Source organism: Klebsiella sp. RHBSTW-00484, assembly GCF_013705725.1.
GTDB lineage: Bacteria > Pseudomonadota > Gammaproteobacteria > Enterobacterales > Enterobacteriaceae > Klebsiella.
This window is the reverse complement of sequence record NZ_CP055481.1, coordinates 253,622-274,570: the sequence shown is the minus strand read 5'-3', so window position 1 is coordinate 274,570 and position 20,949 is coordinate 253,622. Positions and strand designations below refer to the sequence as shown.

The 20,949-nt window shown below is 54.1% G+C and carries 17 protein-coding genes, 1 tRNA gene and 1 other RNA gene; 9 read left to right on the top strand and 10 right to left on the bottom strand.

The features are described 5' to 3' along the window. Nucleotides 1-633 precede the first annotated feature (633 nt). The 7 genes from HV213_RS01265 to HV213_RS01235 all read right to left on the bottom strand — a co-directional run bounded on the left by HV213_RS01265 (nucleotide 634) and on the right by HV213_RS01235 (nucleotide 7,913). A non-coding RNA gene (locus tag HV213_RS01265) (RtT sRNA) lies at nucleotides 634-765 on the bottom strand. Beyond that, nucleotides 763-2,018 (bottom strand): IS3 family transposase gene (locus HV213_RS01260; protein WP_181482878.1). Its coding sequence is split into 2 segments (ribosomal slippage): nucleotides 763-1,667 and nucleotides 1,667-2,018, totalling 1,257 coding nucleotides; the frame shifts between segments, so codons are not numbered across the junction. The genes HV213_RS01265 and HV213_RS01260 overlap by 3 nt, the downstream gene beginning before the upstream one ends. Before the next feature lie 96 nt (nucleotides 2,019-2,114). Beyond that, nucleotides 2,115-2,191, bottom strand: a tRNA-Pro gene (locus HV213_RS01255). Between the two features lie 116 nt (nucleotides 2,192-2,307). Continuing rightward, a complete protein-coding gene (locus tag HV213_RS01250; RefSeq protein ID WP_181484510.1) occupies nucleotides 2,308-3,702 on the bottom strand; it encodes an ankyrin repeat domain-containing protein in 1,395 nt (464 codons plus the stop codon). Between the two features lie 214 nt (nucleotides 3,703-3,916). Next, nucleotides 3,917-5,587, bottom strand: a complete 1,671-nt coding sequence (eptB, locus tag HV213_RS01245; protein WP_181484509.1) for a kdo(2)-lipid A phosphoethanolamine 7''-transferase — start codon at nucleotides 5,585-5,587, stop codon at nucleotides 3,917-3,919. A gap of 239 nt (nucleotides 5,588-5,826) precedes the next feature. Beyond that, a complete protein-coding gene (locus HV213_RS01240; RefSeq protein WP_181484508.1) occupies nucleotides 5,827-7,029 on the bottom strand; it encodes an L-lactate MFS transporter in 1,203 nt (400 codons plus the stop codon). 239 nt (nucleotides 7,030-7,268) lie between these two features. After that, on the bottom strand, nucleotides 7,269-7,913 hold the full coding sequence (locus tag HV213_RS01235; RefSeq protein ID WP_181484507.1) for an autotransporter outer membrane beta-barrel domain-containing protein: 645 nt from the start codon (nucleotides 7,911-7,913) through the stop codon (nucleotides 7,269-7,271). A gap of 283 nt (nucleotides 7,914-8,196) precedes the next feature. Here HV213_RS01235 and tag point away from each other — a divergent pair, with 283 nt between their 5' ends. Beyond that, nucleotides 8,197-8,778, top strand: coding sequence for a DNA-3-methyladenine glycosylase I (gene tag, locus HV213_RS01230; RefSeq protein WP_181484506.1), 582 nt, complete (start codon nucleotides 8,197-8,199; stop codon nucleotides 8,776-8,778). Beyond that, nucleotides 8,756-9,202, top strand: a complete 447-nt coding sequence (locus HV213_RS01225) for an N-acetyltransferase (protein WP_181484505.1) — start codon at nucleotides 8,756-8,758, stop codon at nucleotides 9,200-9,202. The genes tag and HV213_RS01225 overlap by 23 nt, the downstream gene beginning before the upstream one ends. On the opposite strand, the gene HV213_RS01220 is transcribed toward HV213_RS01225, so the two are convergent. Continuing rightward, entirely contained in the window at nucleotides 9,165-11,495 is a 2,331-nt protein-coding gene (locus HV213_RS01220) for a molybdopterin guanine dinucleotide-containing S/N-oxide reductase (protein ID WP_181484504.1), read from the bottom strand. The two genes, HV213_RS01225 and HV213_RS01220, sit on opposite strands and share 38 nt — an antisense overlap. Before the next feature lie 167 nt (nucleotides 11,496-11,662). Between HV213_RS01220 and HV213_RS01215 the strand changes: the two genes are divergently transcribed. From HV213_RS01215 to ghrB, 6 genes are all read left to right on the top strand, one after another. Further along, nucleotides 11,663-12,325, top strand: coding sequence for an OmpA family lipoprotein (locus HV213_RS01215; RefSeq protein WP_181484503.1), 663 nt, complete (start codon nucleotides 11,663-11,665; stop codon nucleotides 12,323-12,325). Nucleotides 12,326-12,417: 92 nt separating this feature from the next. After that, nucleotides 12,418-13,434, top strand: coding sequence for a LacI family DNA-binding transcriptional regulator (locus tag HV213_RS01210; protein ID WP_181484502.1), 1,017 nt, complete (start codon nucleotides 12,418-12,420; stop codon nucleotides 13,432-13,434). A gap of 108 nt (nucleotides 13,435-13,542) precedes the next feature. Further along, nucleotides 13,543-14,292 carry a sugar phosphate isomerase/epimerase family protein gene (locus HV213_RS01205; protein WP_181484501.1) on the top strand — a complete coding sequence of 250 codons (750 nt, stop codon included), beginning with the start codon at nucleotides 13,543-13,545 and terminating at the stop codon, nucleotides 14,290-14,292. Nucleotides 14,293-14,295: 3 nt separating this feature from the next. Next, a complete protein-coding gene (locus HV213_RS01200; RefSeq protein WP_181484500.1) occupies nucleotides 14,296-15,234 on the top strand; it encodes a sugar kinase in 939 nt (312 codons plus the stop codon). A 102-nt stretch (nucleotides 15,235-15,336) separates the two neighbouring features. Next, complete coding sequence (locus HV213_RS01195; RefSeq protein WP_181484499.1) at nucleotides 15,337-16,617, top strand: MFS transporter; 1,281 nt, start codon at nucleotides 15,337-15,339, stop codon at nucleotides 16,615-16,617. A gap of 24 nt (nucleotides 16,618-16,641) precedes the next feature. Then, complete coding sequence (ghrB, locus tag HV213_RS01190; RefSeq protein ID WP_181484498.1) at nucleotides 16,642-17,613, top strand: glyoxylate/hydroxypyruvate reductase GhrB; 972 nt, start codon at nucleotides 16,642-16,644, stop codon at nucleotides 17,611-17,613. Between the two features lie 111 nt (nucleotides 17,614-17,724). Here ghrB and tnpA read toward each other — a convergent pair whose 3' ends face one another. Further along, the gene (tnpA, locus tag HV213_RS01185) at nucleotides 17,725-18,183 is read right to left on the bottom strand and encodes an IS200/IS605-like element IS1541B family transposase (protein WP_141132629.1); all 459 of its coding nucleotides are present in this window, start codon (nucleotides 18,181-18,183) and stop codon (nucleotides 17,725-17,727) included. Nucleotides 18,184-18,374: 191 nt separating this feature from the next. Beyond that, nucleotides 18,375-19,085, bottom strand: a complete 711-nt coding sequence (locus HV213_RS01180) for a DUF3053 domain-containing protein (protein WP_110276247.1) — start codon at nucleotides 19,083-19,085, stop codon at nucleotides 18,375-18,377. A 441-nt stretch (nucleotides 19,086-19,526) separates the two neighbouring features. Here HV213_RS01180 and HV213_RS01175 point away from each other — a divergent pair, with 441 nt between their 5' ends. Then, nucleotides 19,527-20,885: an MFS transporter gene (locus tag HV213_RS01175; protein WP_181484497.1), complete on the top strand. Its 1,359-nt coding sequence runs from the start codon at nucleotides 19,527-19,529 to the stop codon at nucleotides 20,883-20,885. The last annotated feature ends 64 nt before the right edge of the window (nucleotides 20,886-20,949 follow it).

Here is a 20,949-nt window from a genome sequence, read left to right as displayed (position 1 = left end):
GCATTGAGAGAGATGGGGATTCCTTTCGCAAAAACGACTGAGTTGCAGTACGGATTCTCCATGAAATGCCCCTCATGCCCTACAATCTGTCAACAGAATGGGGAAACGTCAATACAGCCAACCAGGTTTTACATCCGGGGTGAGAATCGACGGGCAAAGATTAAAAAAAGTGCACAGCCCTATTTCCAGCAGAGAAATTTATGCTAGCGGCCAATAGACAGAATAAATCCCTTAATATTTTTCGAGATGTAGTGATAAGCAATTATGGGAAATGGTAAAAATTTCTTGCGATGTGACCAATATGTGAGCGATAAATAGCGTGAACGTTAAAACGCACAGCGGAAAATGCTGAAGTTATCCATAAGCTTCGCGAAAAAAGATTGATGTATATATAAAAAAATACAATGGAAGATGTCACAAAATAGCGAATAAGCGGCAGGAAATGGGGATGGGCGAGTTTTTTAGCAGTCTGGGGCGCTCAGTATCTTCCCGGAGGCGGTGCTGCGCGCCTGTCCGGGCTACCGGCCTGTAGACGACTGTGAACCTGTAGCCCGGCTAAGCGCAGCGCGAGCCGGGAATTTAGCGGGGCTATAGATGCAAAAAAGCCCGCTCAAAGAGCAGGCTTTTCGAATTTGGTCGGTGATAGAGGATGACTCGCCACTACGTGGCTCGCCCTGCGGGCCGTTGCTGACGCAACGTTCTCTCGCTCCGCTCGAGTCGAACCTCTTCCCCCGGAGGTTCTCATCCTCATGAACTACATGACTAGTCCTGATATAGGTTGACAGTTTTCTGTCGATAAAACGCCTGATGAACATCATCGGGCGTTTTGTACTTCAGGGCCAGATGTGGCCGCTCATGGTTATAAATTCCCACCGACTCTTTTACCATCATTCTGGCTTGTGCCAGATCGGCTGGACGCGAGAGTAAAAACTCATTTTTCAGGATACCGTTTATTCGCTCTGCCAGTGCATTCTGGTAGCAGTCGTAACCATCGGTCATTGAACAGGTTATCCCGTTTCTTTCATGGACTGACTGATAGAGCGCTGAACAGTATTGCAGCCCTCTGTCAGAATGATGTACCAGCGGACCTGTCGTTTTTCTCCGCCTCAGCGCCTGTCTGAACGCTTTTACCACGTTTTCTGTCTGCAGGTTTTCCCCGACATGGTAACCCACGATTTTTCTGGAGCAGGCATCGGTGACCAGACTCAGATAGGCCGTGCCGCTACGTAGCGGAAGGTAAGTAATATCGGCAACCCAGACCTGCTCCGGCTCAAGGGCGATAACCTGTTCAGGGCCGGGTTTCAGCAGGTTAGGATGCCAGTGAAAGCGATGATGGCTGTTGGTGGTTTTGTGATATGCCCGTTTCACCGGCACCAGGAGCCGGTATTCATCCAGCAAGTTAAACAGCTGGTCCCGCCCGATATTCAGCGTTTTATCGGCCTGAGTATTCAGCAGATAGTGCAGTTTACGCGTACCGATTCTCGGCTGACGACACCGGATGCGGGCAACAAATTCCAGAACCTGAGCATGATGTTCCTGCCGTTTTCTGCGCCTTGTGTTGTCCTGGTACCATGCCTGTCTGCTGTGCCCCAGGAACTGGCATGCACGCGTAACGGTTATTTTCGGGATCGGACTTTGCGCGAGGACTTGCCGGGCCGCTTTTTTACGATGCTCACCCCATAATCATTTTTCAGAACATTGATAACCGACTCAAAAAACTCAGCTTTCTGGTTTGCCAGCTCAAGCTGTTCTTCAAGTTCCCTGATTCTTTGCTCGGGTGTAAGCGGGACAGTCGTCTGAGCCACAGGCAGTTTCCTCTTCACCAGGTCAGGAAGTCCGGGGCTCCAGTCAAGCCGGCCATATTTACGCAGCCAGACAAGAACGGTGGAGCGCCCCTGAATGCCATACCGCTGCTGAGCCTGTTTATAGGTCATCTCGCCTTTTTCAACCTGTTCAACAACGGCTATTTTAAAGGATAGAGGATAATCACGTTGGGTGCGTTTGAACTCAGTCATCATCACGTTCTCCGGATTTAAGTCAGGAACGTGTCAACGCTATTCAGGACGGGTCAACAGATGCAAAAAAGCCCGCTCAAAGAGCAGGCTTTTCGAATTTGGTCGGTGATAGAGGATTCGAACCTCCGACCCCTTCGTCCCGAACGAAGTGCGCTACCAGGCTGCGCCAATCACCGAATGCGGGGCGCATCTTACTGCTGAGATGCAAACCCGTCAATGCCTTATTATGAAAAAGTCATTCAAGCGGCGAGAAACTCAGCAACATGTCGCACGCTACGCTTTTTTCAGTTTTTCAATGGCACGCAACGTCAAATTCTTGCCGGTGCTCCGATACCGTGCAGGTTACCGTCTGCCCCATATATTGCGTTCCATCAGGCTTAAATTGTAAGCGGCCCAGCAGCATGGTCAATAGCCCCAGCCCCGGACACTCTTGCCGATGCATCATCATATCAGGACGAGTGTCGCCGCTAATCGAGCGGGCAATATCCGAATAGGCCAGTGAGTCAGCTAACTTCTCTGCGCAGAACTGCAGCTCGCTTTGCGCCATCAGCGCTGCCTGCCCCGTTAAATCAGCCTGATTCTCTATCAACAACTGGCGAATCTCTCCGCTACGGCTATACCCTACCGCCGCATAACCCGCTTTGTTTTTAAGATTAACGTTAGCGCCAGCAGCAAGCAGCGCAGCCACGCTCGATTTTTTCTCCATTTTCACGGCTAACATCAGCGCGGTGAAATCTTTCGGCGAGAGAAAATCGACCTTTGCCCCACGCTCCACCAGCGCGGTGATTACGGCTGGCGCGCCATAGGCGGCTGCGACCTGCAAGGGTGTCAGTCCATCGCGATTGGTTTTATCGATATCCAGCCCCGGTACTGCCAGCGACTTTATCAATTCAGGGTCAGTGTTTGCCGCAGCCAGCATCAGAGGCGTGGTTCCTTCCTTGTCCGCCTTGTTCACATCCGCACCAGCATCTGTCAGCGCTTTAATCATCGCAGCGGAACGACTGTGATTCACCGCCTGGTAAAACACCGTCTCGCCATCGTTGTTGACCGCGTTCACATCCGCTCCGGACTTCAAAAGCAGCGCCACAATCTCTTCGCCATTTTTCTTCAAAACACCGGGAGCGACTTTTAATGCCATATCTTCAGTCATTAGCGCGCGGCCGTTTTTGGCCAGTGATTTTTCCGCTGACGCCGCGAGGACTTTCTCGAGCGCGCTCTCTTCCTTCTGCGGTTCGTCCGGCTTTTTCAACTCGATGATATGCAGATAATCATCCTTGATCTCCTCGCCGTCCGAAATCGCGGACATCAACGCCGTACTCTTGTCGCGCGCGGCCAGATTCACATCCGCTTTGGCATTAATCAAATCCGAGATAATGGTAACATCGCTTCCCCTGGCGGAGGCCAGCATAAGCGCCGAGGTACCGGATCGAGTCTGAATATTTGGCTTAGCCTGATGCTTCAACAACAGTTCCACCACCTCGCGACGATTTTCCGCCGCCGCCACCATTAACCCGGTAATTCCAGCTTTGCTTTCGCCATCAACATCAATTCCGTTGTTCAGCATGGTTTCAATATTGGCAACGCTGTCGTATTTACAGGCTAATAAAAACTTTTGGGTATCTTCTTCTGACTGACAACCAGCAAGTAAAAAAAGCGCGCCAATTCCCAGGCACTTAATGAAATTCATCCTTATCTCCACAAAGTATGGGCACGGACTGGAAGGAAAAAGCAGGGAAAATGGCGGGAATAGGGGGAGGAAAAGAAAAAACAGGCTATTCCTTTTACCTGTATAAACACGTCCAGTGTGCTTGAAAAATGATAGTTCCCACACGACGAACCGTCGCATGGGATATCAGTTTATCCCGATTGCAGAGCAGAAAGACAGCCTTATAAAACGGCCGTCACTCCTTGCGGTGACACCAGTTGTTGTACTGGTTTATCCCGCCATCCGGTGAGGTGTAACCAAGACAACCCATGATGGTGTCATACAGCTCAACGTGACGACGCGGTACCTTCATCGCCGCCTGCTGTTTCAGGTGCGCAAAAGAAGCCGCATGGTCAGGCGATTCCAGATACTTATCCGACATCCACACCAGCATCGGCACACGGAACTGCTCCGGCGGCGCCATCATGCGCGGCGTACCGTGCAGGTGCTCACGCTCGTTGATGGACTCACCGTGGTCAGCCGCGTAGAAAACAATCGCTTTCTTATCCCGCAGTTGGTCCAGCACGCTGACGATAAAGTGATCGACATAGGTCACGCTGTTATCGTACGAATTAATCAGCTCAGCCTTCGAGCACTTGTTATCAACGCCCACGCATTCCGGCTGCCATTGGGCAAAACTGCGCGGATATCGCTGGGTGTAGTTAAAGTGCGAGCCTTTGGTATGCAGAATAATCAGGTGTTTACCGTTGGGGTTTTTCAGCAACCCGCGCTTCATTTCATCCACCAGCAGCATGTCGTCAACACTCTTGCCGCGGTTACGCGGTTCGGCGCCAATCTGCTCGCGATAGGCAATGTTGTTAACCATCGTGTTGCTGTAGAACCACATCTCGCTCTGCATGGCATACAGATCGCCGGTAAAACCGAGCTGATGCAGAACCGCGAACACGTTTTGTTCTTTCAGCGTCCGCTGTGGATTATCATCCGCCCCGCCCTGACGCACAAACATGCAGCGCAGCGACAGCTTCGTGGCGGTATCGCAGGAGTAGCCGCGGAAGGCGACCAGGTTTTTCTCCTGCGCCAGCTTCGGCGTGGTGTTCCGGTTATAACCCAGAATGCCCATATGATCCCAGCGGGTGGTTTCGCCGATGATAAACACCACATAGGTGTCATCCAGCCCTTCAGGCGCGACGTAGGTGAATTTCTTTGCCGGGTTAATCAGGGATTTATTATCTGAAGACTCATCGACCTGCGCCCAGGCATACAACCCCAGCGCCGAAAGCCAGTTAGACGGCAGATAGGAGTTGGCCACCACCCCGCCGTAGCTTGGCAGATCAACCTCTGAGCTACGTTCAAAGTTCTTCTGACGGACTTCCAGCAGGCGAATTGGCCCCCAGACCATCAGACCGGCCAGCACCACGATGGTAATATTCTTCATCCGCTGACCAGGCGTACGAATTTGCCGTAACAGCGTGAAGCGGCAGCGGTTACTCCAGATAAGCAGCAGCGGCAGCGCGCTCATCAGTACCAGCCAGAGAATCAGATGCCAGCCGATGACCTCTCTGGACAAGTCGATGTCCGTGGTCATCACCGACGCAATAATCCCGTAGCCAATCACCACGTTCAGGAAGGTCATGTAATAACTGGCGGCGGCAGAGAATATAACGACTAAGGTTGCAAGGATGCGCCAGACGCGGCGTCCGAATAGCGACAAAATACGCAGCAGAAAGAAGGTGACCAGCGCGGTCCCTACCAATTCTACTGCACCTGAGAGTCCTTTCCAGATGGTAAATTCCTGAGCGTAACCTTCGAAGCGACGAAAGAATACGGCAGCGTTCATAAACCAGCCGATGTACAGCGCCAGCCAGATACTGAGCTTCAGCTGCGTCATCGTTTTAATGTATTTCATGCAAAAAAACCTGGAAAACGAAGAGATAAAACCGCCCGACTTAAGCGATATAAGTAAGCAGGTTAATAAAGTGCGTTTAGCTTGGTTATAAGAAACCTCTACAAAGCGCGCTAAGTAGACCACAGCAGAAGGAAAAAGTATCAGGAGGGAATGTGATCCAACCAAACATTTACAAAACATTTGGTTGGATAGGCACTATTTGCTTAGGTGATTAATTATTAATACTACGACGTCCCGCCTCAGGCATGGGCCTCGCGGTAAACCTCGCTTTTCGGCTGGCGAATGGTGGTAGAAAGCGCCAGTGAAAGAATCAGCAGCGCGAAGATAACGCAGAAGGTCACATAGAAACCGCCGAACAGGGAAGCAATCAGCGAACCACAGATACTACCAATACCAAAGCCCAGATAAATCACACCGTAGTTTTTCGCCAGGTTATTCAGGCCAAAGAACTCGCTAATCAGTGATGGGAACACGGTAATCGTCCCGCCGAAATTGAAAGCGACGCAGGCAATGGCGGCGAAGAAAGTGGTAGCGTTGAGCGGTGCGAACAGCAGCGCGGCCATACCGATGAGCGATACAACCTGGCCGATGGTAATCACCCGGATACGCGAGATTTTATCTGACAGAATACCCAGTACCAGACGACCGCTAAGGTTGGCAATGGAAATCACGGTGACCGCATTTGCTGCCGTCGTGATATCAAGATGCACCATCCCCTGAGCAATATCTTTCGCCACGCCAATCACGTACAGGCCGCTCATACAGGCAGTCAGGAACATCACCGCCAACATCCAGTACTGCGGTTTACGCATCGATTCGGCAAGAGTGAAGTCATTTTCAACAACGCCATTGCTTGCAGTGGCGGTATGGTTCGGTGCGTCAGTCATCAGCGTCGCGCCAAAGACAATCATCACCAGCACAATAGCGCCCCAGATGATAAAGGTTTTCTCAAGACCGACTGTCGCCAGCAGATGGGTATCAATAAATTTAAAACCGAGGCTGCCGAGGCCATAAGAACCGATAGAGAAGGCCGAAATCAGTCCCTTACGTTCCGGAAACCATTTGACGCAGTTCGACAGCGTCAGCAGATAACCTGCGCCGTCCGCCAGCCCCACCAGCAGGCCCGCGCTCAGCCACAGCATCATCAGGCTATTCGAATGAGCGGTGAGGAAGAAACCGAGGCCCAGCAGAACGCCGGAAGCCATGGTGACGCGTTTGACGCCAAAACGTTCCTGTAATTTACCCGCAACGGATGAGGAGAGCGCCAGGCCGAGGCTTAACAGACCAAATGAGAACGCCACCTGGCTCACCGGTTCATCCAGCTTGGCGGAAAGAGAACTATTGAACAAACTCCATGTATAAACCGATCCCAGCGCGAATTGCGTAATGATGGTGCCGAGCAGCGTAAGCCAGCGGGTGTATTGACGGTTTGCAGCGTTCATAGCAGTTGTCCTGAAGAATTAACTGCCGCCACAATAACGAAGTCCCCGGTAAACCTGGGGGAAAAAGGCATGAGCTGCCGTCACCACGGAATGAAATGCATTAAAGACGGAATGAATGACATTGAAAAACATTCACGTCTTAAATAACTTCCAAAAAGTTAGTACCTGCTATCGCAGGAAGGTGCTTCATTCCTGTGATTGATAAGTTAAATAATTGCATCATACATGATGCGGATAAATTAAAAATTGGCGCTCACCCCCATCAGATAGAGATAATTCGCCCCGGTGGGCAAATTATCCGCCTGCGACAGCGCCGCCCAGGCGGCAAGGTGGGAGTTGAGCGACATATCTGCACCGAAGGTCACGTCTCTCCAGGCTCCGTCCTGCGTGCGATTCGCGCCCACAGGATCGGCTGAGAGCGTCTGGTTATAGCTCACCTGCGCCCACGGGTGAACCCCCCACAGTTCCTGATAATCGACCCGCCAGCCAAGCGTATTCACGTAGCCTGTTCCGGTAGCATTACGGGAATCGGGAGGCGACGTCAGATCGCTACGTAAACTGGCCACCGGGCCAGAGGTGATACCGTTTGCCACGGCGAAGTTCCAGCCGACGCTCATACCATGTACGTTATCTGGTGGCGATACCGCCTGATTGAATGCCAGGCCGGCAGGATCGTCGGACGCATTGATCCGCTCCGCAAGGATATCTTCGTAGCGCGGTTGGTGATCGCTATCCCATGTATAGCGTTCCGGAGTATTACTTTTTGTATCGATAGCGATATATTCCTGTTGCCAGGCATTCGCTCCGGCAACACACGACGCCCAGACGGATACGCACGCCGGGATGATAACCCCCCGGAGGCCATTGCATTTCTTTATTATCATTAATGCGACTCCAAAAAGAGCCGAAACGGCAAGGTTGCTGTGTTTTTTTATGGGGTGTCCTATACCCTAAATAATTCGAGTTGCTTAAAGGCGGCAAGGGAGTGAACCCCAGGAGCATAGATAACTATGTGACTGGGGTGAGTGAGCGTAGCCAACACATAAGCAACTTGAAGTATGACGGGTATATCCCTGTATTGGGAATAATAACCCTGTATTAACTATTATCTTTATCTTTCAGCCGTCAAGGTGAACAGACAACTTTTATGACAAAAGGGAGAGGCAAATGGAACGTTGTGGATGGGTGAGTCAAGATCCTTTATACATTCAGTACCACGATAGCGAGTGGGGCGTCGCCGAAAAGAACCCTGCCCGGCTGTTTGAAATGATTTGCCTTGAGGGTCAGCAGGCAGGGCTGTCGTGGATAACGGTGCTGAAAAAGCGTGAAAACTATCGCCGTGCCTTTCACCAGTTCGACCCGGTTCTCGTAGCGGCCATGGATGAGGCGGATGTTGAACGCTTGGTTCTTGATGCCGGCATTATTCGCCACCGCGGGAAAATTCAGGCCATCATCGGCAACGCCCGCGCTTTTCTGGCGATGGAAGAAAATGGCGAGCCTTTCGCAGATTTTGTCTGGTCGTTCGTCGACAATCATCCTCAGGTCACCACTGCGGCTACGCTGGCAGAAATCCCGACCACCACTCCAGCTTCTGACGCTTTGTCGAAAGCGCTGAAAAAGCGCGGCTTTAAGTTCGTCGGCTCAACTATCTGCTACTCCTTTATGCAGGCCTGTGGCCTGGTCAACGACCATGTTACCGGCTGCTTCTGTCACCCCGGAGGTCAGGATGATCCGCAATTGGGACGCTAACGAAACCGGCCAGCTCCTTGGGCTATGGCTGGAAAGTACGATCTACGCGCACCCGTTTATCGCCGAAAGCTACTGGCATGAAAGTCTGCCGATAGTGCGCGACGTTTATCTGCCCGCAGCCCAAACATGGGTATGGGAAGAGGATGGCGTATTAAAGGGCTTTATCAGCGTGATGGAGTCGCGCTTTATCGGCGCGCTGTTCGTCGCGCCGGATGCCGCCCGGCAGGGCATCGGCAGCGCGTTGATCAACGAAGTCAAAAAGTACTACGGCTGGCTAAGCCTTGAGGTATACCAGAAAAACGTCCGGGCGGTGAATTTCTACCATGCACAGGGCTTTCGCATTGAAGACTGCGCATGGCAGGATGAAACCCAGCATCCGACCTGGATTATGCATTGGTCGGCGGATCAAATGCCGTCAGCGTAAGCTCAGGTCCGGTATATTTTTCCAGCCAGGCCAGCGCCGTATTTCCGGCGCAGCCGTTGCCCAGTCGCGACGTTGGAATATCTTTAGTCAGCACGTTTACCGCGCCGTTTTTGCAGATGCCAGCCTGGGCGTCGAGATCCGGCCACGCCCCCTCATGCAAGCAAATGACGCCAGGACGGATGCCGTCGGTCACCACCGCCCCGGCCAGCACCTGACCGCGTGAATTCCACACCCGCACTACGTCCCCGTCAGCGATATTGCGCGCCTGCGCATCCTGCGGGTGAAGCGTTAGCGGTTCACGGCCCGCCACCGCGTACTGCTCGCGCAGTGAGGTATGATTGAGCTGACTGTGAAGGCGATGCGCCGGATGCGCTGACAGCACCTGTAGCTGACCTTCCTGCGCGTTGCCGTGCCACTCATCCGGCTCCAGCCACATAGGGTGCGGCGGGCAATCTGGATAAGCAAAACCGGCGATAGTCGCGGAGTGAATCTCAATTTTGCCACTGGCGGTTTTCAGCGGATTCGCCTGCGGATCGGCCCTGAAGGCGGCAAAGCGGGCGAAACGCGCATTTTCCGGGCTTTCCGGCATCTCAATGAACTGATTCGCCTGCCAGAACTGCGTGAACGGCGGCAACGTCACCTGTTGCGCAGCCCCGCGCTGGGCGGCAATCTGGTAGAAAGTTTCCAGCCACTGCACATCGCTTTTCCCTTCGGTAAAGCGCTCACGACCGCCCTCTTCCCAGCGTTCGCTGAGGTCGGCAAACACATCGAAATCATCGCGCGCTTCATCGCGCGGCGCGACCACCCGCTTCATCGGCACCAGATGCTGGTTGCTGTAATCGCCTGTCATGGTCATATCATTGCGTTCAAATGACGTCGTTGCGGGCAGCACGATATCGGCATGGCGCGCCGCCGCGGTCCAGAAGCATTCGGAAATCACGATAAGCTCCGGCTTCTGCCAGGCGCGAATCAGTCGATTGGTATCCTGATGATGAGTAAAGTTGGCACCGCCCGCCCACCAGATAAAACGAATATCCGGGAAGCTGCGCTCCATACCGTTGTGCTGATAAGCCGCACCGGGGTTTTCCAGCGCCTCGACGATGCGCGCGACCGGAATTTTTTCTACCGCATCGGTGCCACCCGCCACGCTGCCCTGCATTGAAGCCAGCACCGCCGCGCGGCGCGTGGGGTTGCCACCGTTGGCAAAATGGTAGGAAAGGCCAAAGCCCCCGCCCTCGGTGCCAATCTGCCCGAGCATCGCCGCCAACGTCACCAGCATCCAGTGTTTGTGCTCACCAAACTGCTGACGCTGCATCCCCCAACCGGACATCAGCATAGTTGTGTTTTCGTGGAATAATTTTGCCAGTTCGCGAATTTTATCCGCACTAACGCCGCAGATCGCCGCCGCCCACTCTGCCGTTTTTGGCGTCTCGTCGCTTTCACCGTTCAGATAGCGGGTAAAAACGTCGTAGCCGCTGGTACAGCGGGCCAAAAACGCATCATCCTGCCAGCCGTTTTCCACCAGCGTATGGGCGATGCCTAGCATCAACGCAACGTCGGTGCCCATGTGCGGGGCGATCCACTCCGCCGCGTCGCCGAAGAATTCCGCCGTTTCCGATCGCATCGGATCGATGCAAATCACTCGTTTCCCGCTCTGGCGCAATTGGTCGAACCATGGGATCCCCTGCTCATCGGAGGCATTCCAGGCAATTTTTAGCGTATTCAGCGGGTTGGCGCTCCACAGCACCACCACATCGCTATGCTCAAGTACCATCGGCCAGCTGGTCTGCTGCTGATAAACCTCATTGCCACCTACCACATACGGCATGATCGCCTGCGCCGCGCCGGTGGAATAATCCCCCAGATGCCCGGTATAGCCGCCCGCCAGGCTCATATAACGCTGAAGCAACGTCGCCGCTTTGTGCAGCACGCCGTTGGAACGCCAGCCGTAGGAACCCGCAAAGATGGATTCGGGGCCATAGTTGTCACGAATACGTTGGTGCTGAGCGTGAATCAAATCCAGCGCCTGTTCCCAGCTCACCCGTACGAACTCATCCTGACCGCGCACACCCTGCGGGCTTTCCGGCGAGACGAGAAATCCCTTGCGTACCATCGGATAGCGCACGCGAGTTTTGCTGTGCACCTGATCGCGCACGGCGGTTTGCAGCGAGTTTGCGAAAGGCGTATCGAGCGCCCCGCGCGAGGAGAGGACGTTTTCGCCATCCGTTTCAACCAGCATTGGCCCCCAGTGGGCTGCGGTGAGGATGGTTTTAGTGGCAGATGAGGTTGGCAAAGCAGGCTCCTGGTCAGCGATAGCAGGTGTGGTGACGGTCTGTTATTCGGCCGTTCAATGTTATTTACAAATTGAGATGTTATCTGCGGAATTTTCTCCGTCTTCGGGCGTCATAATCAACCGTCACGGTCGCTGTGGCAAAGAATAAAAAAGATTAAGGAAATAAGATGAAAAAAAGCGTACTCATGATTGCGGCTATCGTTAGCGGCACGCTGATCATTTCAGGCTGTACCACCAACCCTTACACCGGCGAGCGCGAGGCGGGTAAATCCGGCATCGGCGCAGGTGTCGGTTCGTTAGTCGGCGCGGGTATTGGCGCCCTCTCCTCCTCAAAACATGACCGTGGCAAAGGCGCGCTGATCGGCGCGGCGGCAGGGGCAGCGCTCGGAGGCGGTATCGGCTACTACATGGACGTGCAGGAAGCGAAACTGCGCGAGAAAATGCAGGGAACCGGGGTGAGCGTGACGCGAAATGGCGACAACATCGTGCTGAATATGCCAAGCAATGTGACCTTTGATAGCAGCAGCGCCAACCTCAAACCAGCGGGTGCTAATACCCTGACAGGGGTGGCGATGGTACTGAAAGAGTACGAGAAAACTGCCGTCAACGTCGTTGGCTACACCGACAGCACCGGCAGCCAGGAGCTGAATATGCGTCTCTCCCAGCAGCGTGCCGACAGCGTCGCCAGCGCGCTGATCACCCAGGGCGTGGCGGCAAACCGCATCCGCACCACCGGCATGGGTCCGGCTAATCCGGTCGCCAGCAATAGCACCGCAGAAGGTAAAGCGCAGAACCGTCGCGTCGAAATCACCCTCAGCCCGTTGCAGTAACTCCCCCTTTGCCCGGCACTCGCCGGGCAAAATGCTTGATATAGCGGATTTTCGCGCTAAGGTGTGTGCAGATTTCAGCAAAGGAAGCCACCATGGCGAAAGCGGCGCGAGCAACCATTAGCGATGTGGCGAAAGCCGCAAAGACCGGCAAAACCAGCATTTCACGCTATCTGAACGGCGAAAAGCATCTGCTTTCCGACGATCTGCTAGGGCGAATTGAAAAAGCGATTGCCGAGCTCGATTACCGTCCTAGTCTGATGGCCCGCGGCCTGAAGCATGGCCGCACCCGGCTGATTGGTCTGATCATCGCTGATATCACCAACCCCTACTCCGTCAACGTGCTCAGCGGTATCGAAGCCGCCTGTCGCGAAAAAGGCTTTACCCTGCTGGTGTGTAACACCAATAACGAGCTGGACCAGGAGCTGCACTATCTCGACCTGCTGCGCAGTTACCAGGTGGAGGGGATTGTGGTCAATGCGGTCGGGATGCGTGAAGACGGTCTAAACCGGCTACAGCAGTCGGCGCTGCCGATGGTGCTTATCGACCGCAAAATTCCTGAGTTCGCCTGTGATGTCGTCGGTCTCGATAATACCCAGGCCGCCGCCACCGCCACCGAACATCTGGTGGAAAAAGGCTTCGAAGCCTTACTGTTCCTCAGCGAACCGCTCGGCTCGGTAAACACTCGCCGCGAGCGCCTGAGCGCCTTTCGCAACACGCTCCAGCATCATGCTGGCATCATCGCGGAAAATGCCGAAGTCCCGCTCAACGACGGTGCGATGCTGGATAACGTCCTGCGCCATTTCCACTCCCACCACCGCGGAATGCGCAAAGCGGTGATTTCCGCCAACGGCGCGCTGACCCTGCAAGTTGCGCGCTCTCTTAAGCGTATTGGCCTGATTTGGGGCAGCGATATCGGCCTGCTGGGCTTCGATGAGCTGGAGTGGGCCGAGCTGGCGGGCGTGGGGATTACCACCCTCAAGCAGCCAACCTGGCAGATTGGTTTCGCCGCCGTTGAGCAGGTGGTGCGCCGCATTGCGGGCAGCAATGACCCGGTCTGTGAACGGGTGTTTTCCGGCGAGCTAATCGTCAGAGGCTCTACCTCCCGCTAACGATCCTTCGTGATGGCGATCATAAATTGAACATCTTAACCTTTGCTTTGGAACCGATACCATCTAGCGTAATAAACAACGCATTAGATAATCGCCGGGAGTGTTGGGATGGCCAGAAAAATAATTGTCGTAACCGCCGCGTACGGGAATGACCACATTAAGGCGCTGGGTGGACAGTCCGCCGTACTGCCATTTATCGCCGGTTCCGGTGCGGACGGCGTGGAAATTCGCCGCGAACTGTTCAGCGCTGATGAACTGAATCACCTGCCAGAACTGGCCGCAGACATTGAGCATCGCGGCCTGCTGGCCTGTTACTCTGCGCCAGAAGCCCTGTTTGCCGCTGACGGCTCGCTCAATCCGCACCTCTCTGGCTTTTTACAGGAAGCGCAGACCCTTAACGCGCTTTGGCTAAAGCTCTCGCTGGGCCACTTTCGTCACCACAATGATCTGGAAACCCTGCGCGATATTCTGCAGGAGAGCGGAATGGCGCTGGTGGTGGAAAACGATCAGACCGACTGCGGCCAGCTGGCGCCGATGCAGCGCTTCAAAGCCGCCTGCCGGGTTAATCAGCTGCCGGTCACTCTCACCTTTGATATGGGCAACTGGCTGTGGGTCGGCGATTCGCCGGAAGAAGCCGCACGCCAACTGGCCCCCGCGGTCAGCTATATCCACGTTAAGGCAGCGGAACCGCACCATTCGCACTTTCGTGCCGTGCCGCCGGACGAAGCGTCCGACCGCTGGCTGGCGCTGCTCGACAATCTGCCCGCCGATGCTCCACGCGGGATTGAATTTCCGCTGACTGGCCATGACCTGACGGCCGTGACCCGCCGCTACGTCAACCTGTTACGCGAGGATTAAGTTATGCAAAAAACGTTAGATGTCATCACCATAGGCGAAGCCATGGCGATGTTTGTCGCTACCGAAACCGGCGAACTGGCTGAAGTAGAGCACTTTATGAAACGTGTCGCGGGCGCAGAGTTGAACGTCGCTACCGGCCTGGCCCGCCTGGGCTTAAGCGTCGGCTGGGTGAGCCGTGTCGGCGAGGATAGCTTTGGTCGCTTCGTCCTCAACGCGCTGGCGAAAGAGGGGATCGATGCGCGCGGCGTGAGCAAAGATGGCCGCTACGCTACCGGTTTTCAGCTGAAATCTAAAGTCGAAAATGGAACCGATCCCATTGTGGAATATTTCCGCAAAGGTTCCGCTGCCAGCTATCTTTCGCCGGATGATTTTAACGAAGCCTATTTCGCCAGCGCTCGTCACCTGCACTTAAGCGGTGTAGCCGCCGCGCTGTCGGAAAGCTCGTACGCCCTGCTGGATCATGCGGCCCGTACCATGAAGGCTCAGGGAAAAACCCTCTCATTCGACCCTAATCTGCGTCCTACGCTGTGGAAAAGCGAAGCCGAGATGGTGGAAAAACTGAACCAGCTTGCTTTTCAGGCCGACTGGGTTCTTCCCGGCTTAAAAGAGGGGATGATTCTGACTGGTCAGCAGACGCCGGAAGCCATCGCGGACTTCTATCTCACCCGCGGCGTACGCACGGTAGTGATTAAGACCGGCTCTGATGGCGCCTGGTATAAAACCGCCGATGGCGAACAAGGAGCCGTGGCGGCGATAAAAGTGGATAACGTCGTCGATACCGTCGGCGCGGGCGATGGTTTTGCCGTCGGGGTGATTAGCGCCCTGCTGGAGGGCAAGTCGCTGCGCCAGGCGGTACAACGCGGTAACAAAATTGGTTCGTTGGCCATCCAGGTCCAGGGGGATAGCGAAGGATTACCGACCCGCGAGGCGCTGGGCGAATAATCCGGTTCAGCACAATGTCATAGCCGTCCTGTACCCTACATGCAGCGCGGCGTAACGCACCTTATCGATGATGAGTGTCACCTCACTAACAGAGGCAAGCCTATGAAAAGCTCGACAAACGCAACAAAACGCTGGTGGTACATCATGCCCATCATATTTATCACCTACAGCCTGGCGTACCTCGACCGTGCCAACTTCAGCTTCGCTTCGGCGGCCGGGATTAATGAAGACCTGGGGATAACCAAAGGCGTCTCCTCACTGCTGGGAGCGCTGTTCTTTCTTGGCTATTTCTTCTTCCAGATCCCCGGCGCCATTTATGCGGAACGCCGCAGCGTACGCAAACTGATTTTTATCTGCCTGATTCTGTGGGGCGGCTGCGCCTCGCTGACCGGGATGGTACACAACATTCCCGCACTGGCGGCGATCCGCTTTATTCTTGGCGTCGTTGAAGCAGCGGTGATGCCGGCGATGCTGATTTACATCAGCAACTGGTTTACTAAATCCGAACGTTCGCGGGCCAATACCTTCCTGATCCTCGGCAATCCGGTCACGGTACTGTGGATGTCGGTGGTTTCCGGCTATCTGATTCAGGCCTTAGGCTGGCGTGAAATGTTTATCATCGAAGGTGTCCCGGCGATCCTTTGGGCTTTCTGCTGGTGGGTGCTGGTGAAGGATAAACCATCCCAGGTGAACTGGCTGGCCGAAAGCGAGAAAGCCGCGCTGCAGGAACAACTGGAACGCGAACAGCAGGGTATTAAAGCCGTACGTAACTACAAAGAAGCCTTTCGCTCACGCAACGTTGTTCTGCTGTGCATGCAGTACTTTGCCTGGAGCATCGGGGTTTACGGCTTCGTTCTGTGGCTGCCGTCGATTATCCGTAGCGGCGGCGAGAATATGGGTATGGTCGAGGTTGGCTGGCTCTCATCCGTTCCTTACCTGGCAGCAACTATTGCAATGATCGTTGTCTCGTGGGCATCCGACAAAATGCAGAACCGTAAGCTGTTCGTCTGGCCGCTGTTGCTGATTGCCGCCTTTGCTTTTATGGGGTCCTGGGCCGTTGGCAGCGATCATTTCTGGGTGTCTTATATTCTGCTGGTTATTGCCGGTGCGGCGATGTACGCCCCTTACGGGCCTTTCTTCGCCATCATCCCTGAGATGCTGCCGCGCAACGTTGCTGGCGGCGCGATGGCGCTGATCAACAGCATGGGTGCACTCGGTTCCTTCTTCGGTTCATGGTTTGTGGGCTATCTTAACGGCACCACCGGCAGCCCTTCGGCCTCGTACATTTTTATGGGAGTGGCGCTTTTCGTCTCGGTATGGCTTACTTTGATTGTTAAGCCTGCTAATAATCAAACCCTTCCGCTTGGCACACGTCACGCCTGAACCCTTAACACAACGGAGATCCGCATGAAGCCGTCAGTTATTCTCTACAAAACGCTTCCCGACGACCTGCAACAGCGTCTGGAACAACACTTTACCGTCACTCAGGTCAAAAACCTGAGTCCGGAGACCGTTTCGCAGCACGTCTCGGCGTTCGCTGAAGCGGTAGGTCTGCTGGGTTCCAGCGAAAAAGTCGATACCGCGTTACTGGAGAAAATGCCCAAGCTTCGTGCGACCTCAACCATCTCCGTCGGCTACGACAACTTCGACGTCGATGCGCTGAATGCCCATAAGGTGCTGTTGATGCACACCCCGACCGTGCTGACCGAAACCGTCGCCGATACCGTAATGGCGCTGGTGTTAAGCACCGCGCGTCGGGTGGTTGAAGTTGCTAATCGCGTGAAGGCCGGAGAGTGGACCAAAAGCATCGGCCCGGACTGGTTTGGCAACGATGTGCATCACAAAACCCTCGGGATCGTCGGCATGGGTCGTATCGGGATGGCGCTCGCCCAGCGTGCGCATGCGGGCTTCGGCATGCCGATTCTCTATAACGCTCGCCGCCAGCACCCACAGGCGGAAGAGCGCTTTAACGCCCGCTATTGCGATCTCGACACCCTGTTACAGGAAGCGGATTTTGTCTGCCTGATCCTGCCGTTGACCGAAGAAACCCACCACCTGTTTGGTAAAGAGCAGTTTGCCAAAATGAAATCTTCCGCCATCTTTATCAACGCCGGACGCGGTCCGGTAGTTGACGAGAAAGCGCTGATTACCGCCCTACAGGAAGGTGAAATTTATGCCGCCGGGCTGGATGTGTTTGAACAAGAGCCGCTGGCGAAAGACTCCCCACTGTTAAGCCTGCCGAACGTCGTCGCGGTGCCGCATATTGGCTCAGCAACGCATGAGACTCGCTATAACATGGCGGCCTGCGCAGTGGATAATCTGATTGATGCCCTGAACGGCAAAGTCGAGAAGAACTGCGTGAATCCGCAGGTGAAGTGAGAAAATAAATATCCTCCGGCATAGCCGGAGGTTTTTCATATGCGCCTATAAGGCTCTGTTGCCAGCCGCGCCCTAACAGGCGCATCGCGATCTGACATTTGCATTTATGGATTACTTACGGCCCGTAAACGGGCTGCCCGGATAGGGGATCGAGAGTTGCTCACCCATTTTATCCTCTTCCAACTGGTGCTTTATGTATTCTTGTATCCTGGCTGTATTTTTCCCAACCGTATCAACGTAATACCCTCGGCACCAGAATTCCCTGTTACGGTATTTGAACTTCAAATCGCCAAACTGCTCATAAAGCATCAGGCTGCTCTTTCCCTTCAGGTATCCCATAAAGCCCGACACACTCATTTTGGGCGGGATTTCCAAAAGCATATGGATGTGATCCACACAGCATTCTGCTTCCAAAATATTCACGTTTTTCCATTCGCACAGCTTTCTTAAGATACTGCCTATCGCTTTGCGCTTTTCCCCGTAGAACACCTTTCTTCGGTACTTCGGCGCAAAAACTATGTGATATTTACAGTTCCATCGCGTGTGCGCTAAGCTCTTTTCGTCCCTCATTGGGACCCCCTTTTGATTTCTTGTTGAACGTTTGCAGTTGCCAGACCGCAAACTGTTTTAACAAATCAAAAGGGGTTTTTATAACTGGCTCAAAGCTGAAAGCTTTACAGAACCTCCAGCCTAGCTGGAGGTTTTCTGTGCACAAAGAAAACCCGGGCCAGGGTCAAGCCGTGCCCGGGTTGCCAGAACCGTTAACGGGTTGCGTTAACTGCCGCAGTCCATGCCTGGTTAAAGGCCTGGTGCTGAGCGGCCAGCGGCCCAATCAGCGTATTATACTGACTGGCCTGCTGTGAAGTCGGGAACTGAATACCGTTCGCCACGAAGCTCACCTGCGCTTCCTGCTGAGCAACAAAATCGCCCACCTGCACCAGCTGCTGGGTAAATACCTGCGCGGCTGGAATCAGCGGCTGTAGCGCATTCGCCGGAGCGGTCACCACTTTGTTATAAACCTGATCGAAGACCGGCTTGAGATCGTCACCCTGTTTCAGCGCACCGTGTGCAGCGTCCGCCTGCATTTTTGCGTTTTCCAACTGTTGGCTTAATACGCCTAAAGCGCCGTTTGCCTGACGTAGCGGTTCACGCTGAGTCATATAATCCTGCGGGACACGAATCGCATTTACGCTATCAACCACCGGACGCAGACCGGCATCCATCGCCTGGCTCACCTGCTGTGAATAGCCATAAATCACCGCATAATCGGAGACGAAAGGCCCGAACTGTTTTTTCTGATCGGCGGTCAGCGTCGGCAGACGTTCGCCGCTACGCATTGCCGTATTTTGCAGGAAGTCGATGAACGCTTTGCGCTGATCGCCTTCTTTATCAAAACATCCACTCAGGCTAACCACCATTAACAGGGCTGCAATAGCCGCAAACCAGCGAGAGCAGGACTTTCCTGTCGCCATTTTTTTACTCCTTTCAGCCAAAAAAAGCGCAAACAGGCACACACGTGCCAGACGCTGACAAGGATAGTCCAGGTCGGCCTTGCAGGATACCTTTTCCTGACAATCTTCCGCCTTAAAATGCCGGTTATCGCTGTTTTAGCGCGCAATAATATCGTCTGTTAAGTTCATCACAATTACCGCCATCTCTCGCCCAGGCCAAGACCGAATTAACAAACTGATTTTATTTAAATTTATTGCGTATCTTTGCTTTTACATTAGCAAAGCGGACGATAATCGCACGCTTCCCGACTAGCCTACATTGCCTGAAATGCCGTTCGATGATTTTATTAAATGAGCGATTAACGACAGTTCGTTCGATAATCGCACAAACAACATCAACGCCCGCGAGGGAGATAATAATAATCTATTGCTGTCCCCCGCTCTGCCTGCCAGGAATGCCGCATGAAGAAAACAACCATCGATATTCAGGCTTTTATCAATGAACATCCCTTCACTAAATACCAGTGGATGATTCTGGCCTTATGTTTTATCACCGTCGCTATGGACGGGTTCGATACCGCGATAATCGGCTTTATTGCCTCCGACCTTGTACAGGAATGGGGGGTCGAAAAGTCAGCGTTAGGCCCGGTGATGAGCGCCGCGTTAGTGGGGCTTGCCGTCGGTGCATTGACAGCCGGACCGCTAGCCGACCGCGTTGGGCGTAAGAAAGTGCTGATTATGTCAATCGTGGTTTTCGGTAGTTTCAGCCTGCTGACCGCCTTTGCCACCAGTCTCAATCAACTGACGCTACTGCGTTTTCTGACCGGACTTGGACTGGGCGCCGCCATGCCAAACGCCGCGACGCTGATGAGCGAATATGCCCCCGAGCGCCGTCGGGCGCTGATGGTTAACCTGATGTTTGTCGGCTTTCCGATGGGCTCATCGCTGGGAGGCTTCCTCTCCGCCTGTATGATCCCTCACTACGGCTGGCAAAGCGTGCTGGTGCTTGGTGGCGTGATGCCGCTGCTGCTAGCGGTAGTGCTGATCTTTCTCTTACCCGAATCAGCACGATATATGGTGGTGAAACAGCAGCCAGCACAGCATATTGCTGCCATTTTGCGCCGCATCGCTCCCGTTCCTGAACACGCTGAATTTGAACTACGCGAAGCGGGCCAGGTAAAAGAGAAATCGGCCATTGGGGTCATTTTCTCCCCACGCTATGCCGTGGGGACCGTAATGCTCTGCCTGACCTACTTCATGGGCCTGCTGATTTTCTATTTACTGACCAGTTGGCTGCCGCTGTTAATTCGCGAAACCGGCGCAACCATGAGCCAGGCCTCGATTATTACCGCGTTGTTCCCGCTGGGTGGCGGCATTGGCGTGCTCATCCTCGGCGCATTGATGGATAAGATCAACCCGAACAAGGTCGTCGCCGTAGGTTGGCTGCTGACCGGGGTATTCGTTTGTCTGGTCGGTTTCTCAACCAGCAGCCTGCTGTTGATGGGTGTGATGGTGTTTATCGCGGGCAGTATTATGAACGGCGCGCAATCGTCGATGCCTGCGCTGGCTGCTGGATTCTATCCAACACAAGGCCGTGCGACCGGCGTTGCCTGGATGCTGGGCATTGGGCGCTTTGGCGGCATTCTTGGCGCATTTAGCGGCGTATTCCTAATGGAAGCTCAGCTATCATTCGAGACTATTTTTACTCTATTGGCCATCCCGGCGTTCTTGTCCGCCATCGCATTATTGGTGAAATACAAACTGAGCCAACGACAATCCACGGCCCCACAGGGCGAAGTCGATAAGCTGCAAAAGGCGTAATCCATAAGGCCAGCGGGAACGCGCTGGCCTTTTCTGCTTTTCTTCTTAACTGTTTACAATAATT

Coding starts and splice junctions, on each gene's coding strand:
- HV213_RS01250 (WP_181484510.1), bottom strand. CDS start 3,702: ATGAATTTCATTAAGTGCCTGGGAATTGGCGCGCTTTTTTTACTTGCT.
- eptB (WP_181484509.1), bottom strand. CDS start 5,587: ATGAAATACATTAAAACGATGACGCAGCTGAAGCTCAGTATCTGGCTG.
- HV213_RS01240 (WP_181484508.1), bottom strand. CDS start 7,029: ATGAACGCTGCAAACCGTCAATACACCCGCTGGCTTACGCTGCTCGGC.
- HV213_RS01235 (WP_181484507.1), bottom strand. CDS start 7,913: ATGATAATAAAGAAATGCAATGGCCTCCGGGGGGTTATCATCCCGGCG.
- tag (WP_181484506.1), top strand. CDS start 8,197: ATGGAACGTTGTGGATGGGTGAGTCAAGATCCTTTATACATTCAGTAC.
- HV213_RS01225 (WP_181484505.1), top strand. CDS start 8,756: ATGATCCGCAATTGGGACGCTAACGAAACCGGCCAGCTCCTTGGGCTA.
- HV213_RS01215 (WP_181484503.1), top strand. CDS start 11,663: ATGAAAAAAAGCGTACTCATGATTGCGGCTATCGTTAGCGGCACGCTG.
- HV213_RS01210 (WP_181484502.1), top strand. CDS start 12,418: ATGGCGAAAGCGGCGCGAGCAACCATTAGCGATGTGGCGAAAGCCGCA.
- HV213_RS01205 (WP_181484501.1), top strand. CDS start 13,543: ATGGCCAGAAAAATAATTGTCGTAACCGCCGCGTACGGGAATGACCAC.
- HV213_RS01200 (WP_181484500.1), top strand. CDS start 14,296: ATGCAAAAAACGTTAGATGTCATCACCATAGGCGAAGCCATGGCGATG.
- HV213_RS01195 (WP_181484499.1), top strand. CDS start 15,337: ATGAAAAGCTCGACAAACGCAACAAAACGCTGGTGGTACATCATGCCC.
- ghrB (WP_181484498.1), top strand. CDS start 16,642: ATGAAGCCGTCAGTTATTCTCTACAAAACGCTTCCCGACGACCTGCAA.
- tnpA (WP_141132629.1), bottom strand. CDS start 18,183: ATGAGGGACGAAAAGAGCTTAGCGCACACGCGATGGAACTGTAAATAT.
- HV213_RS01180 (WP_110276247.1), bottom strand. CDS start 19,085: ATGGCGACAGGAAAGTCCTGCTCTCGCTGGTTTGCGGCTATTGCAGCC.
- HV213_RS01175 (WP_181484497.1), top strand. CDS start 19,527: ATGAAGAAAACAACCATCGATATTCAGGCTTTTATCAATGAACATCCC.